This is a genomic window from Rhodospirillaceae bacterium, from assembly GCA_018660465.1.
Classification (GTDB): domain Bacteria; phylum Pseudomonadota; class Alphaproteobacteria; order Rhodospirillales; family JABJKH01; genus JABJKH01.
Genome location: JABJKH010000112.1, coordinates 26,507 through 40,900, shown reverse-complemented (window position 1 = coordinate 40,900; position 14,394 = coordinate 26,507). Strand labels below are relative to the sequence as shown.

The window sequence follows — 14,394 nt, the reverse complement described above, 5'->3', positions numbered from 1 at the left end:
CTGCGATTTCTGTCTCATCTTCGTTCCCTTCGGTCACTACGATGAGCTAAAAATCCTCTCTTATGCAATCCCGCTAATTTGTTCCATAGGCGCTGACGTTAGACAATCTCCATTTTAGTTTAAAAAGTATTCTCAAATGTCGGTATATGTACATAAAACCAGTGAGTAGGGGAAAGTATCATGAGTGTCGGTTGGGCAAAAATTGAAGGCTGGTTCTTAACAATAACCAGAATAATGTTCTTCATAATAGCAGCCGTTTCTGCTGTTACTGCAATTGTGCTTGGTACGGAAGTAATCTCAGATTATACGGCAGAACCTAATGTAACTCGATCAATTCAAACACCTAATCTTTCTGAATTTAAGGCGATTAAGGAAAAAGAATTTAATCAATCGGTTAAAGAAAAAGAAGAGCGTCAAAGAAGAAAAAAAGAGGAAGAATTAAGAAAAAAAAATAAAGAAAATAGTACAGAAACTGAAAAGCAAAAAACTCCAATTAAACAAAAATCTCAAATTCAAATAAAATTTGAAAATCATAGAAATGAAATTCTAAAAAACCTTCGTGTTTACGCCGCTGAGTTAGGCGAGCCCGAAATTGATGAAAAAAAATTAGGAGCATATCTTGTAAATCAAGCTAATAAGTTTCTAAAAAAGGATGAAAGTTTGGCATTTGATATGTTGCTTGGGTTGAATCGAATGGTAATTCGATTACGTGAAAATGCTAAAGAAATCGCAAAATTTAATGTGGCGGATCCAAGACGAGTAAACTCCCGTGATATAGTCGTGTGGTACGTAAAGGAATTTGAAGATCGCCAGTTAAAAGAAGATAGAAGAAGAGTGCAAGAGGAACGAGAGGTGCGAATACAAAAAGCGTCCGTATTTGCAAAATTGCCAATTTTAGGCGGTGCACTTGGTACATTTATTGTTGCAACATTATTCCTTGTAATCTTTCGCATAGAGTCAAATACGCGGGTTTCCGCGAACAAACCTTCCGATTAACCGCTATGTGACAAGGATCAACAATATTACGGCGCGGGTGACCAATCTGAATTAGAGGTTGATTTTTTAAAGGGGTATTGGACGCTATGAGTAACGCAATCAAATCATCAAAATCTTGGTTCGTCGTCGCACTGGTATTTTCTATTTTTGTGTTCAACGCGCAATCCTCTCTCGGCGCTTCAAGTTCACAGGAACAGTTTATGAAGGGGCTGAAACTGTACGCAAATTGGGCTCCAATTCCCTGGCGCAAAGCATTTAGTATTTTCGAATTAGACTCTGGGACTAATCCTAATTCTACTGTGTTTTTGGCAAGACTGTATCAAACAGGTCGTGGCGTAACGAAAGATGAAAATATGGCGCAGCAAATTTCTAAAAAGGCGTTTCCAAAAGTTAAGAAACTCGCCGAAGGTGGAAATGCGACTTCTCAATTTGTTTTAGGCATGATGTACAAAGCGGGATTAGGAACAGAAAAAAATTTTGAAAAGGCTTTGAAGTGGTTTGAGAGTTCGGCAAAGCTTGGATTTAAAGTGGTTCATTGGGAATTGACAGCCGTGTTTCATAATGGACTAACAGGTAAGAAAGACTGGACGAAAGCAATAGAACATTCCAAAAAATGTAGTTCTATACTTTCCATTTGTTCCCGTACTATAGGACTGTATTATTTTTGGGGTGGTAATGGAGTTACTAAAAATTAAAAAAAACGGCAAAATGGCTTCGCAAAGCAGCAGATCTAGGCAATGGCTCAGGTCAACAGTTCCTTGGTAAATTGTACGAAGAAGGTAAGGGCGTTACTAAAGATCCTAAGGAAGCGAACAAATGGTTTCGTAAGGCGGCAGAAAATGGAAACGTACAGGCGCAGTTCGCTCTCGGACAGAATTATCGTTTAGGTTATGGCGTTCAAAAGGATCACAAGGAAGCAGCAATTTGGTTTCGTAAGGCAGCTGAACGAGGTCACAGGGTTGCGGCGGATAATCTTGCAACGATGTACAAGAACGGACTAGGAGTCGCTCAAAGCGATAGTGAAGCTCAAAAGTGGCGTAGCAAAGGACTTCTAACCAAGGTAACTAAAATGAATAAAGCGACCGACAAATTAACAGAACTATATCGGTCATATTCTTGGGTGAAAAAATGTCATGAGGCGAGGAAAGGGTATCAATTACAATATATTCATGCGAATGAATTGAAACAGGCAAAAAAGCACATAAAAGCATTAGAAAAGAGGTATAAAAATGACGGAGCGAATACGGATCGTGCTTGGGACGATGGAACGCAACAGGTAATAAAATTGGGCGCAATTATGGGTGCTCAATTTACGCAAAGCGCACTCAATCTATGCAAACTGAATAAACTTAACCTATCGTCTAACTTTAGTAAGTCTGTTGGTCCAAAAACGATCAAGAAGGATTTCTGAGTGTCATAAAGAACGTGGCGAATGGTGAGTTTACATTCTGAGTGAATTCAAACAGTTTCATATATGAAACAAAGAGAAAGCGCCTTTCGATTATTTGAGAGTAGCAACCCTTACAAATATGGTTTCCGTGCGTCAGCGGCGATATGGATGCTTTGGAGGCGTGGTTCCAGTGGTCTGATGGAACATAACTGCTAGATAGTGGTATTTTGGCGATCTATTATTATCCCTCAATTTGAAGTGCTAAAACCTGATCGTCCGTCATAGGTAGGTATTTGAGATAAAATCGTTCCAATTGATCCACAGAAGTTCCTGCTGTTTTCGCTAATAGCAGTATATTTAGTTTGCCCTTTGATTTTAGAAACCTGATTTGAAGCGCGTAATGTCGTAACGCATATGGCGTTCTGTTGCGACCGTCATTGGTTTTCTTCAATTTTGCCTGTTCCAGTAGATAATTGAATTGCCGATTTACCAATCGTTTGGCGGTGCTTCTATTCTTGTATTTTGGAAAGAAAACATAATCATCGGGGTTATAATCTGGATGAATATTTTTCTGGATATGCTTGTAGAAAACGGGCGCGTATCGAGTCGTAATAGCAGGTCTATATCCAGTTTTACCTTGAACTTCTATTACCAATCTTCGGGGGTTCTGTTCTTCTGTGATATCTCGGTGTCGTAGGGCAAATACTTCGCTTTCAGTCGGTCGTAGAAATGAATGGGTCATAAAAACGATAAAATAATACATTTCAAGTGTGATGGGTATTCCTCTAACTTTTACACCCTCCTTTACGACCTCACGGGTAATTTTGAGTAAATGCTTATATTCTTTTTCTGTAAATGACGGACGCGGATTATCGACGCGGCGGACTGGCGGCATTTCTGGCAATCCATCAATTGCGCCACTTTCGATGGCTAATTTCAAAACCTTTCTAATTACAATTACCCGTTTGCTTCTTGTAGACGCCGAAAGTGACTTTTCGCTCTTATCATCAACCCAATTTAGGTATTCCCTGATATCGGATGTTTTTATTGAACCAATATCTCTGTGACCAAAATATTTGAGAACACCAGTATCTTTGCCGTTCAAAACATAGGCGTCTTCTTTCGCAAATAATGGGTGCCTATCTTTGCCAGCAAGTCGCTCCTGATCCCTCATTAACTTTTCAGCAAAATTCCTAAATGATCTTTGATTAGGAATACTGGCGACAATCTTCTTTTCTTTAAGGTCGTGTAAGATTTCTTCCGCAACCTCCTCGGCGACTAAACGGGAGGTTTCTTTGGTTGAGCGATACACATATTTTTTTTGCGAAGCGTTCCAAATCCGCGCGATCCAATAAGGTGATGCGACGATTTTGTAGATTGAGAGACCCCGACGTATGGTCTTTTTGTGCGTTTGGGTGTTTGGAGTTTTCTTTTTCATAACAGACCATAGACTACTTCATAGGTCTTCATAACTCAATATCAAAGAAAAAGACTTACGAGAAATCTATGTAAGTATCTAATAATAAACAACGAATGGTGATCCCGACAGGATTCGAACCTGTGACCCCCAGATTAGGAATCTGGTGCTCTATCCGACTGAGCTACGGGACCTTTATGAGTGTTCTATAGCACAGACCTAGGCTTGATCAACGCTGGGACTTGCCGGGATCTATGAAGGGGAATCAATGAAGAGAAATCAATCAGGCGGGAATAAGACGTTTAGGGGAATCGAATAATATACCGATAGGGTTTCCGTGCCCGGGTTGGTATCGCCGATGCTGGCGTTGGAGTAGTGGGAAATTGCCACACCTAAACGGGACCGGTCATTAAACCGGTACGCCAGTTCCATTTGCGAGCGGAATTCGAGTGGGTAGCCTAAATCCAACCCTTCGGTTTCGCCGCGCCACCATGTTGGCGCAAAACTAGGGGTCAAAACCAAACGCCGTCCTAGATGAATATCGACTAGCACACCCATGCCAAGGAACGACATTTTGTGGTTGGTTGCGGCAGCCATCAGGAACGGTTTAAAAATCCACCATTTATGATCGGATCTGTATTCCAGGCGGAATTCACCGCCGACATCTTTTTCTCGATTCCAGTCAAACCAGCCCGCACCAACAGACAGGAAATCCGGATCATCCGCACGCGCCATCTTGCTGCCGAGGGTGCTGCCCGCTCCAATCAGCAGAGAAAACACAAAGAGAATCGTCAATAATCGCTTTGTTCTAAAGGCCACGAAACCGTTTCCGTTTTTAGTAATCCCCAAGGAATCACGCATCTTACGTAACCTCAGGAAGGTTTCAATACTCTTAATCTTAAATCGTATTAGAGAGTGAGCGCCTTAAAGCGCTCGCTTGCCTTGATCAGGGCGGACCGAATGCCGGGCTCCAGCGCTGAATGACCCGCGTCAGGAACGACGATAAATTCTACGCCGGGCCAGGATCGAGCCAACATGTCTGCGGTCGTGATCGGACAAACCATATCATAGCGGCCTTGGACAATGGTTGCCGGATGATCGCGCAATATTGAAATTTTGTTGAGCAACTCGCGATCTTCAAGAAACATTTCATGTTTGAAGTAATGAGCTTCGATTCTTGCCAGGGCAACCAGACCAAGGCCACTTCCCCCGTTGCCACTCGATTGCGGCCCCGGAAGTAATGTGGAACACGCGCTTTCATATCTGCACCATGCGGCTGCCGCTGCCCGGTGGACATTGGGGTCATCGTCGGTCAAGCGGCGGTAATAGGATTCGACCAAGTTCCCCCGTTCATCTTCGGAAAGGAATTCAACAAAATTTCGCCGGGCCTCTGGAAATACGGTCGCAATACCATTGAGGAACCAATCCAATTCAGAATTCATGCCCAAGAATACCCCGCGCAGGATAAACCCCAGGCATCGTTCCGGGTGGGCAATGCCGTACGATAAGGCGAGCGTGACGCCCCACGATCCACCAAATATGAGCCATTCATCTATGCCCAAATGCCGTCGTAAGTGCTCAATGTCGTCAACCAGATGGGCCGTGGTGTTGTTTTGAACCTCTGCATAGGGTTTAGAACGCCCAGCCCCCCGTTGATCGAAGATAACAATTCGATAATGACCCGGATCAAAGAACCGTCGGTGTGTCGGGCTCGCGCCTGCACCGGGGCCACCATGTAGAAAAATTACCGGCACGCCGTCTGGATTGCCGGATTGTTCCCAATACATTTGATGCAGCCCATCCAGGTCTAAAGTGCCATGCTCGAAGGGCTCTATCTGCGGAAACAAATCCATTTTATCGGTGGTGGCGTCCATAAGTCGTCGCGTCCTTTTTGGGTCTGGCTAGGACGCATTATACGAACTTGCGATGCAAACTCCCGGTAAAACGTTGCCGATTTAAATAAAAGTTTCTGGACGCATTGACGGTGAGCCCTCATCCTTTCACCTATGATGTGTCGGCTGCCATTACTCTTCCTGATTTTGGCCTGGGCGTTTCCGGTCCAAGCGAGCGAGCCACGTCTCGTTGGAGGCGAACGCGCCTTTGTAAGCTCTGTTGTGGATGGCGACACGGTGGTTTTGCGTGACTCTATCGAAGGCATGACACAAATTCGGCTGGTTGGACTGCAGGCCCCAAAGCTTCCCCTTGGAAGGCGGGGTTTTAAGGCCTGGCCCTTAGGCGAAGACTCCAAGTCCACGCTCGAAAGCCTTGTTCTGGGGCAGGCGATTACGTTGAAGTTTGGCGGCAGACGGAGCGACCGACATGGCAGAATCTTAGCCCATTTGTTCCTGAACGATGGCGGCTGGGTTCAAGGCGAGATGTTGCGCCGGGGCATGGCCCGGGTCTACAGCTTTCCAGACAACCGTGCCGAAGTTGCTAAGATGTTGGCGCTGGAAAGGGCGGCGCGCACGAAAAGGCAGGGTATTTGGGACCATCCGTTTTACGCCGTCCGTAAGGTCAAAAATCTTCACCCACACATCGGCACATTTCAGGTGATAGAAGGCCAAGTGCTGGATGTGGCCAAGGTTAAGAGCCGGGTCTACCTTAATTTCGGCGATAATTGGCGCACGGACTTTACCGTGACCCTTTCTTCAAAAGTATTCCGGCTTTTCAAAAAAGCTGGCATGGACCCCATGGCCTTTAAGGACCAGAGCATTCGAGTGCGCGGCTGGCTCCGCAAAAGAAATGGCCCGATGATCCAAGCCAGCCACCCTGAACAGGTGGAAATCGTTAAATGAAACACTTCCGGTTAACAATCAATCAGGATAAACTGAGATTATGATGAAACGATATTTTGTTCTTTTGATCCTTATCGCATTGCCAATCCTTTCAGGTTGCACGCAGAATCCGGCGACCGGAAAGCAAGATTTTACCGCCTTCATGACGCCGGAAGACGAAGTCCGCGTTGGTAAGGAAGAGCACCCAAAAATTCTAAAACAACACGGCGGTGTGTATGACGAATTCAAATTGGGCCGCTATGTTAGCGAAGTCTCATTTCGACTGACCCAAGTCGCCGAACTGCCAAACCTGACCTATACCATCACGATCTTGAATGACACCGGGGTGAATGCCTTCGCTCTGCCGGGGGGGTATATCTACGTCACCCGAGGGCTTCTGTCCTTGGTTGAGAATGAAGCAGAAATGGCTGGCGTATTGGCCCATGAAATTGGCCACGTCACCGCCCGTCATACGGCGCAGCGCTACAGCAAGGCCATCGCGACCAATCTGGGCCTGAACGTGGTCGGAATTCTTGGCAGTCTTTATGGTGCGCCTGCCGGGGCGGGGAACGTTCTTTCGCTGGGTGCGGCACTTTATCTTCAGGGCCATTCCCGGGAACAAGAATTGGAAGCTGATAAGCTCGCCGTGCGCTACCTGGTCCGGGCGGGCTACGACCCCAAGGCGATGGTCACATTTTTCAAGAAAATGCAGGCGCATAGCCATTTACAGGCGAAACTTGCCGGTAAAACCGACGAACCTGATCAATTTCACGCCCTGTCGACCCATCCCCGCACAGAACAGCGAATTGTGCAGGCGATTAATCTGGTCAAGTTGGCGCGATTGAAATCACCGCGTTTGGGCCGGACCCAGCTGTTGGCTGCGTTGGACGGCATGTTGTACGGCGACGACCCCAAGCAGGGCGTGCGTCGTGGGAGAGACTTCATCCACCCTGGTCTTCGCCTAAAGTTTCGCGTGCCGCCGGGGTTTGTCATGGTCAATACCCCGACCCAAGTTATCGCCCGGGGTCCGATGGGATCCGTCATCGTATTTGATTCGGAAAAGAGTGCCGAAGTTGCCCGGTCCTACCGAAATCTATCGGTCTATTTAACGGAGAAATGGGCGAGCCGTCTGGATTTACGGGGGGTGGAAAATATATCTATCAACGGTCTTGCCGCAGCCACGGGTGGAAACCGGCTGCAACTCCAGGCCGGGGTTCGTGATGCTCGCTTGGTGGCCATGCGGGAGCGGCCCGACGTTATTTATCGATTTGTTTTTCTAACCCCACCGAACCGCACAGGCGCGCTGTCGACGGAACTTCGCCGTACAACCTATAGCTTCCAGCGCATTTCAGAACGTGAAGCCAGAAATCTTCGTCCGCTTCGTATTTCTGTGGTGACAGTTCGGCGCGGGGATACGGTTGAAAGTTTGGCAGCCCGCTTACCGGTCGAACGTTTTCGTTTGGAATTGTTTGAGGCCCTTAACGGCATCACCCGCGGTCAGCGCCTAAGGCCAGGGCAAAAAGTTAAATTAATCTCTGGCTAAAGTTTAATTATTCTGTGGCGCTAATCATATCGTCCAGTCCGCCATCGGCGTCAAAGCACGCAGCGATGAGGTCGCCACCGAAGCCACATCTGTCGTCTAGAGTTGCGGTGTAGGGATTTACTTCTGCACCGCCACCAGAAAAATCAAACCCTCGGACGATGCGTTTGAATATTCCATACGGCGCATCGATGCCGCGGAACATGCGCCCGCCCCACCAAAATGTATCGCCTTGCATCGAAAGCGGGCGAGTGATGTCCACACCAGCGCTTACCAATAACAGCGGCCCGTGCTCTTGATACGCCGCCCAGGTAAGTTGATCTAGAAGCTTATTATGGCCGTCAGACGCACGCAGTTGTGTTTGAATTTTCGCCGTCCACCGGCTTAGAGCGACGTTCCCCTGGTTGGCGGCGGCGAGCCCTTCGGCGGAGAACCCGCCGTAAGCAGATAGGGTCGGCGCAATGCCATGTTTCAACATCCACCCAAGTACGAATTCAGGGTCTGGTGCGAACTGAATTTGCAGCAGCTTTTGGAACATTTCCTCTTGGCATCCTCTGAGATACACCAAGGCGCTTTGCTCGCTGTTAGGACGTGCCAGCAGGGTGCGACGGAAATTCAGAAGTTCGTTTATGGTTTCTGAAACGCGCGGGCCGTGGCCCATGTAATTTCCGAGATAAACAAGATTGTCGCCGGTCTCGAACCGTGGTTCTAGCTTCCTGTGCAATGCCCTGAGACGGTTGGCTTCGCCATGAATGGCGGCAACGGCCCAGGTTTTTCGACCTTCTGTGAGGGTTTTAAAGTTTTGTTGGTCGGAGATAATTCAAGATTCCGAAAGACAAATGAAGCAAAAAAAACGGAGGACATAGCCCCCCCGTTTTTGAATTGAAGAATAAAACGATCTAAGCAGCGGTTAAAAGTTCTTCCAACCGTACCGTTGCTGCGGCGAGGTCGAGATCTTCGACTGCGCCCAGTTCTAGTGCCAGCCGATCACGGGCTGATTCGTAGATTTGGCGCTCGCTGAACGATTGATCCGGTTGGCCTGTATTGCGATGTAGGTCACGGACGACTTCCGCAATCAAGACTGGGTTGCCGGAATTAATCTTGGCTTCGTATTCCTGGGCGCGCCTGCTCCACATGGTGCGCTTGGCTCGGGCGCGACCCTTTAAGGTCTCCAAGGCAGAATCCATGATTTTTCGGCTGCTCAGCTTTCTGAGGCCGGACGTTTCGGATTTTTGTGTCGGCACCCGTAGGGTCATGCGCTCTTGATCGAAAGAAATAACGAACATTTTTAATTTATGCCCGGCAATTTCCTGGGTTTCGATATCGATTACCTTGCCGACGCCATGGGTCGGATAAACGACATAGTCTCCGGCGCTAAACATTAGATCTTCAGCCATTTAATTTTCGCTCTCCATATTCAAGTACAGCGCTTCCCACTCTCGAAAAAAATCGATGCCACATGACGTGCACCGACAGGCACTATTATACCACAAAATTAAGGTGAAATCACCTTTGGTGGTGGGAATCCGGGCTAAGCTGTCAGGATACTCACGGGAGCAACCTGGCAGGCATCAGGATGATTAGGGGTGTTTAATCCCCTTTTCCCGGATTAGCGCTAAAGTGTTCCATTTTATCAGGCTTGCCACGCCAGTCGGCTTCATCCGCAGGGCTTTCTCCCTTACGGGTGATATTCGGCCATTTTTCGGCGTATTCAGCGTTTAATTCCAACAACTTGTCCAGATCGGGTTCTGTATCCGGGACGATGGCTTCAATCGGGCATTCCGGCTCACACACGCCACAATCGATGCATTCGTCGGGGTGAATGACGAGCATGTTCTCGCCTTCATAGAAGCAATCGACAGGGCACACTTCGACACAGTCCTGCAATTTACATTTAATACAGTTTTCGTTAACGACGTAGGTCATGTTTATCTCCGCTGAATGAAACAGATAAAAAGTCTAAATCAAAATGCCCGACTTACGGTGCCTGAACTTTCGAAGCCTGGATGTTCTAAGTCTGGGCGTCGTTCAGTCCCATGGTTGTAAGTACCCGTTTGCGCGCTTCACCGCTCTCACGATCAGAAACATATATAAGTCCGGTAACGCGACGGACCAAATTTGCTTCAAAATGATGCAATTCACCGTCTGAATACGCTACTTCCCACAGCATTTCAATCATTCGAATTCGTTCTTCCTCGGAAAAATTATCCTTAATGATGCGGGTAAAGCCATACAGCTCGCCGGAATGAGCTACAGCCTTGCGGCCTTCTTCCATAAGATCATCGGTATCTGCGGCGTTTAATTCAAAATGGTCTTTAAGGAGAGCCGCAACTGTCGCCTGCTCATCGTCGTCAAAATGGCCATCCATGGATGCCGCTTCAATCAGCAAAGCCGAGGTCGCAACGCGAAGACGTTCGGAGTTTTGATCCGCTGTTTTTGCATCAACAGGCGCGGGTCGGCCTGTCAGTAACGCTTTAAATTTTGAAATCATGGACGTCGTCTAACACACAGCAGCCCCCAAGGACAATAGGCGGTGCCACCCTCAGTCTTCTTTCGGCTAGAAAACAGATGTGCAGCAATACAACCGCGAAAAGTCCAACACTAGGGATCAATCTGCCGCAGGCGGTCGGTTGCGCGGCGTTCTGCTTTGGTCGGGCGACCACTGCCCGGCAACCTGGAGGCTGGCGACGTGAGGCCTGTTTTCTTACTGGCGCGCGGTTGCGGCGGGCTGAGGTCTTCATAGAGACTTTGGGCCTCTTTGGCAGGGCCTCTGCGGGTACCGAGCGCCAGCACCTTAATGACCCGAATGTGGTCGCCCTTGGAAAACGTCAGGACATCACCGGGTCTGATGACCGCGTGTGCCTTGGTGATGAGAACAGAATTCACCCGCACCGGCTTTGCAGCACAAACCTTTGCCGCCAGGGACCGGCTTTTGAAAAATCGCGCATACCACAACCATTTATCAATCCGCAACGCGGCGTCTTGGGCGCCATCTGTTTCTTGAGTCTTGGTCATGAACGTTTCGAGAGATTTTGCAGTACGGCGAAGGGTGAATCCGGCTTCGGCGTCCGGGACTTCTTTTGCTTCGCGGGCTTTCTAGATTTGCGCTGGCGGTGAAAAATTTGATTTTTGCCTTCACCCTTTGCCAAATAGCCCAGTTCGGACAGGATATCAGCTAATTCTTCGTGCCCGCATCCGCACATCGATAAAAGCTCAGGCGCCAATCCAAAGCCGCCTGATTTTGACCGTTCCCAGGCTTGGTGCGCGAGCCGTTCCAGGATATCAATGCGCACGGCGCGTCGGCCCAGCAGGGTGTATCCAATCGCCTCAAAGGTCGTGCTTTTAACCCCTGGGGATGCCGGCAACGAAACCCGACCCGGCGGCAGTGGGGCAACCGGTTTCGATTCCATCCAGGCTGCCCATATAATGTTGCGGAGTTCGACCGCTTTGGGTTTGAGCAACGCCGGCATATAGGCGGCTTCGCGTCCAATTTGGACGCCTAATTCCCGTAACTTGCGCCGTTCGGCAGGCGCAAGCACCGAAATTTCCTCCAACGCAGATGAACGCGATACAGACCCCAAAGATTGGTAAAGCTGAAAACAAAGCCCCCGCGCAGCCCCTGTTAAAGAGGCATCGGTTCGAATTCGAACCAAGGACACTAAAATCGAATTAATGCGCCGACTTAACCAGGCGGCAAGTTGCTTTTGAATGCGCTGCGTGGCATTGGCATCCAAAAGGTCGCTCTGAAATACAGTGACATCCGGGCGCAGGATATCGCCGCCTTTGATAACCCGTGCGATGGCAATGCCGAGCCACAAAATGATACCCTCTTCGGTCAATTCGATAGCCGCATTTGTCGCCTTTTCGAGATGTCGAATGCGATGATCAATTTCCTGACGAAGCGCCTTAAGTGCGGCGGCATTGACCGCCTTGGCAGCAGCACCATCTTGCGCGTCATCCGGTATAAATCGAAAGCCTTCCAACTGACCCACGTGATGGCCTTCGACGATCACGGCGCCGTCAGGTTTTACCCCGGCCAGGAAACTCGACCCCTTGTCCAATTGGCTTATAAGACCGGCAGATCGCTTATCGACGAAACGTTGTGTCAATTTCTCGTGCAGGGCGTCGGACAACCGATCTTCCACGTCCCGGGTCCTGTCCTGCCAATGAAGAGCATCTACGAGCCAATCACTGCGGTGAGATACATAAGTCCAGGTTCTAATATTTGCGATCCGCTGAACCAGGGTATCAATATCGCCCTCGGCCTTATCAATCCGCGCCACATGCCGGGCAACCCAGTCTTCTTCCAACGCCCCGTCTCCCTGCATAAGGTGGCGATACATGTTTGCCAACAGCCGAGAATGCGCATCGCTCATCACTTGGCCGAAATCAGGCACCTGGCAGACCTCCCACAGAAGTCGGACGGCCTCAGGTGTTGTTGCCAGATCGCGAATTTCCTCGTCGTCAGCCAAGACCTCCAGCACGTTTTCGTCATTGGCGACCCGTGCTTTAACCAGACCGTTTAATTCAGGCGTGTGGGTGAGGCTTTGACGCAGGGCTTCAATTGACGACACGTCCAGGTTTGGATTGCGCCAAAATAAAGTTTTAAGCGGCTTAAACGAATGATTTTCAATATGTTCGGCGACCCTGTCATCAAGGGGACCAGCCATCGCCGTTGTCCCAAAGGTACCATCGTTCATGTGCCGCCCGGCCCGCCCGGCGATTTGCGCCAGCTCCGCTGGTTGCAAATCGCGCCGCCGTCGGCCATCAAATTTTCGAGTTTGCGCAAAGGCTACGTGGTTTACGTCCATGTTGAGGCCCATGCCAACCGCGTCGGTGGCGACCAAATAATCAACCTCTCCTGCCTGATACATCTCGACCTGAGCATTGCGAGTTCGGGGGCTCAGCGCGCCGAGGACCACGGCGGCACCTCCGCGTTGTTTGCGGATCAATTCAGCCAGTTCATAAACCCGCGCCGTCGTAAAAGCGACAATGGCGCTTCGGGGGGTAAGGCGAGTTATTTTTTTATGACCGACATGGGTGAGCGTTGAAAACCGGGGCCTCGAAATAATTTCAGCTTCCGGCACTAATCGACGCAGCAAAGGTCGAATGGTGTCAGCGCCCATGAACATGGTTTCTGCCGTGCCGCGGGCATGCAAAAGACGATCGGTAAAGAAATAGCCGCGATCCGGATCCGCTGCCATTTGAATTTCATCAACGCCTAAGAAGGCGACCGGCTTGTCCTGCGGCATGGATTCGACTGTGCAGAGATAATACCGCGCACCTTCCGGGATAATTTTTTCTTCGCCGGTGATCAGCGCGACTTTGTCTATGCCTTTAATTTTGATTGCACGGTCGTAGTTTTCCCGAGCCAAAAGGCGCAACGGAAAACCAATAATGCCGCTGGCGTGGCCCAGCATGCGTTCCATGGCAAAATGGGTCTTGCCGGTATTGGTGGGGCCCAGCACCGCGGTGATACGAGGGCCGTCGGATCCGGTTCGTATTTGCATGGCTTCAGGATCGTCGTTTGGGCATTAAATTTCAAGGGATGTCACAGGTTATTTTAGGCTTTCCACCATGGGAACAAAAGCAACCGGCAGGACTTTCTTTTTGGTCAACTCGCCGTCGTCGTTTTTGGAGCAAAGATAGAGCGTCTGTGGTTCATGCGGCCTGCCCACCGGGACGATCATACGACCGCCGTTGGCAAGTTGCTGGGTTAGGGCTTCAGGAAAACGAGGCGGAGCCGCCGTGACGATGATTGCATCGAAGAGGGCTTCTTCCGGCCAGCCTTCGTAACCATCCGCATGGCGCACGTGCGCATTTTCGTAGCCCAGATTTTTCAGACGCAGCCCCGCTGCATCGGCTAGGGGGGCAATTGTCTCTACGCTGTAGACCTCCGCCACGATGGAGCTTAGCACAGCGGTTTGATAACCTGACCCTGTGCCAATTTCTAGAACTCGGTCCTTGGGTGTTAAGTCCAATAAATCGGTCATGAGAGCGACAATATAGGGCTGTGAAATGGTCTGCCCATGGCCAATGCTTTGCGGACGGTTGATATAGGCGAAGCGGGCTTCATCAGGTGCCATGAATTTGTGTCGAGGAACATTGGCCATAGCGGACATGACCTTGTCAGAAAACTTCCGCCGACCCGTTCTTTTGCGGGTCTCGAAGGCGTCAACTTCGATTTCCTGTAGCAGCCGCTGACGATTTTTTTCCAGCTTGTCAGGGTCCATAACTCAAAAAAATCCTTAAAGGCCTTGCAATAATGCCCCATTCA

At 49.3% G+C, this 14,394-nt stretch carries 15 protein-coding genes and 1 tRNA gene; 5 read left to right on the top strand and 11 right to left on the bottom strand.

Annotated features, from left to right (window positions below; genetic code table 11):
• Positions 1-180 precede the first annotated feature (180 nt).
• From HOM51_18790 to HOM51_18780, 3 genes are all read left to right on the top strand, one after another.
• Positions 181-996, top strand: a complete 816-nt coding sequence (locus HOM51_18790; protein ID MBT5036563.1) for a hypothetical protein — start codon at positions 181-183, stop codon at positions 994-996.
• An 86-nt stretch (positions 997-1,082) separates the two neighbouring features.
• Positions 1,083-1,691 carry a sel1 repeat family protein gene (locus HOM51_18785; protein ID MBT5036562.1) on the top strand — a complete coding sequence of 203 codons (609 nt, stop codon included), beginning with the start codon at positions 1,083-1,085 and terminating at the stop codon, positions 1,689-1,691.
• A gap of 71 nt (positions 1,692-1,762) precedes the next feature.
• The gene (locus tag HOM51_18780) at positions 1,763-2,407 is read left to right on the top strand and encodes a sel1 repeat family protein (protein ID MBT5036561.1); all 645 of its coding nucleotides are present in this window, start codon (positions 1,763-1,765) and stop codon (positions 2,405-2,407) included.
• Positions 2,408-2,627: 220 nt separating this feature from the next.
• Here the strand turns inward: HOM51_18780 and HOM51_18775 are convergent, their stop codons facing one another.
• The 4 genes from HOM51_18775 to pip form a co-directional block, all read right to left on the bottom strand.
• The gene (locus tag HOM51_18775; GenBank protein MBT5036560.1) at positions 2,628-3,824 is read right to left on the bottom strand and encodes a site-specific integrase; all 1,197 of its coding nucleotides are present in this window, start codon (positions 3,822-3,824) and stop codon (positions 2,628-2,630) included.
• Between the two features lie 96 nt (positions 3,825-3,920).
• Positions 3,921-3,997: transfer RNA gene (locus tag HOM51_18770), tRNA-Arg, on the bottom strand.
• An 85-nt stretch (positions 3,998-4,082) separates the two neighbouring features.
• Positions 4,083-4,622, bottom strand: coding sequence for an acyloxyacyl hydrolase (locus tag HOM51_18765; protein MBT5036559.1), 540 nt, complete (start codon positions 4,620-4,622; stop codon positions 4,083-4,085).
• Between the two features lie 89 nt (positions 4,623-4,711).
• Entirely contained in the window at positions 4,712-5,656 is a 945-nt protein-coding gene (gene pip / locus HOM51_18760) for a prolyl aminopeptidase (protein MBT5036558.1), read from the bottom strand.
• A 153-nt stretch (positions 5,657-5,809) separates the two neighbouring features.
• Between pip and HOM51_18755 the strand changes: the two genes are divergently transcribed.
• Complete coding sequence (locus HOM51_18755) at positions 5,810-6,598, top strand: thermonuclease family protein (GenBank protein ID MBT5036557.1); 789 nt, start codon at positions 5,810-5,812, stop codon at positions 6,596-6,598.
• A gap of 40 nt (positions 6,599-6,638) precedes the next feature.
• Positions 6,639-8,120, top strand: a complete 1,482-nt coding sequence (locus HOM51_18750; protein ID MBT5036556.1) for a M48 family metalloprotease — start codon at positions 6,639-6,641, stop codon at positions 8,118-8,120.
• 7 nt (positions 8,121-8,127) lie between these two features.
• Here the strand turns inward: HOM51_18750 and HOM51_18745 are convergent, their stop codons facing one another.
• The 7 genes from HOM51_18745 to HOM51_18715 all read right to left on the bottom strand — a co-directional run bounded on the left by HOM51_18745 (position 8,128) and on the right by HOM51_18715 (position 14,314).
• A complete protein-coding gene (locus tag HOM51_18745; GenBank protein MBT5036555.1) occupies positions 8,128-8,934 on the bottom strand; it encodes a hypothetical protein in 807 nt (268 codons plus the stop codon).
• 82 nt (positions 8,935-9,016) lie between these two features.
• Positions 9,017-9,514: a CarD family transcriptional regulator gene (locus HOM51_18740; protein ID MBT5036554.1), complete on the bottom strand. Its 498-nt coding sequence runs from the start codon at positions 9,512-9,514 to the stop codon at positions 9,017-9,019.
• A gap of 193 nt (positions 9,515-9,707) precedes the next feature.
• Positions 9,708-10,043, bottom strand: coding sequence for a ferredoxin family protein (locus HOM51_18735; GenBank protein ID MBT5036553.1), 336 nt, complete (start codon positions 10,041-10,043; stop codon positions 9,708-9,710).
• Between the two features lie 85 nt (positions 10,044-10,128).
• A complete protein-coding gene (locus tag HOM51_18730; protein MBT5036552.1) occupies positions 10,129-10,608 on the bottom strand; it encodes a TerB family tellurite resistance protein in 480 nt (159 codons plus the stop codon).
• 110 nt (positions 10,609-10,718) lie between these two features.
• Positions 10,719-11,132: an RNA-binding S4 domain-containing protein gene (locus HOM51_18725; protein MBT5036551.1), complete on the bottom strand. Its 414-nt coding sequence runs from the start codon at positions 11,130-11,132 to the stop codon at positions 10,719-10,721.
• Positions 11,129-13,627, bottom strand: coding sequence for a disulfide oxidoreductase (locus HOM51_18720; protein ID MBT5036550.1), 2,499 nt, complete (start codon positions 13,625-13,627; stop codon positions 11,129-11,131). Before HOM51_18720 ends, HOM51_18725 begins: the two co-directional genes overlap by 4 nt.
• A 48-nt stretch (positions 13,628-13,675) precedes the next feature.
• Positions 13,676-14,314: a protein-L-isoaspartate(D-aspartate) O-methyltransferase gene (locus tag HOM51_18715; GenBank protein MBT5036549.1), complete on the bottom strand. Its 639-nt coding sequence runs from the start codon at positions 14,312-14,314 to the stop codon at positions 13,676-13,678.
• Positions 14,315-14,394 lie beyond the last annotated feature (80 nt).

What these genes read in the sequence shown, in the direction of transcription:
- pip (MBT5036558.1), bottom strand. Translation starts at nt 5,656, where the DNA reads ATGGATTTGTTTCCGCAGATAGAGCCCTTCGAGCATGGCACTTTAGAC.
- HOM51_18755 (MBT5036557.1), top strand. Translation starts at nt 5,810, where the DNA reads ATGATGTGTCGGCTGCCATTACTCTTCCTGATTTTGGCCTGGGCGTTT.
- HOM51_18750 (MBT5036556.1), top strand. Translation starts at nt 6,639, where the DNA reads ATGATGAAACGATATTTTGTTCTTTTGATCCTTATCGCATTGCCAATC.
- HOM51_18735 (MBT5036553.1), bottom strand. Translation starts at nt 10,043, where the DNA reads ATGACCTACGTCGTTAACGAAAACTGTATTAAATGTAAATTGCAGGAC.
- HOM51_18775 (MBT5036560.1), bottom strand. Translation starts at nt 3,824, where the DNA reads ATGAAAAAGAAAACTCCAAACACCCAAACGCACAAAAAGACCATACGT.
- HOM51_18740 (MBT5036554.1), bottom strand. Translation starts at nt 9,514, where the DNA reads ATGGCTGAAGATCTAATGTTTAGCGCCGGAGACTATGTCGTTTATCCG.
- HOM51_18720 (MBT5036550.1), bottom strand. Translation starts at nt 13,627, where the DNA reads ATGCAAATACGAACCGGATCCGACGGCCCTCGTATCACCGCGGTGCTG.
- HOM51_18785 (MBT5036562.1), top strand. Translation starts at nt 1,083, where the DNA reads ATGAGTAACGCAATCAAATCATCAAAATCTTGGTTCGTCGTCGCACTG.
- HOM51_18730 (MBT5036552.1), bottom strand. Translation starts at nt 10,608, where the DNA reads ATGATTTCAAAATTTAAAGCGTTACTGACAGGCCGACCCGCGCCTGTT.
- HOM51_18725 (MBT5036551.1), bottom strand. Translation starts at nt 11,132, where the DNA reads ATGACCAAGACTCAAGAAACAGATGGCGCCCAAGACGCCGCGTTGCGG.
- HOM51_18790 (MBT5036563.1), top strand. Translation starts at nt 181, where the DNA reads ATGAGTGTCGGTTGGGCAAAAATTGAAGGCTGGTTCTTAACAATAACC.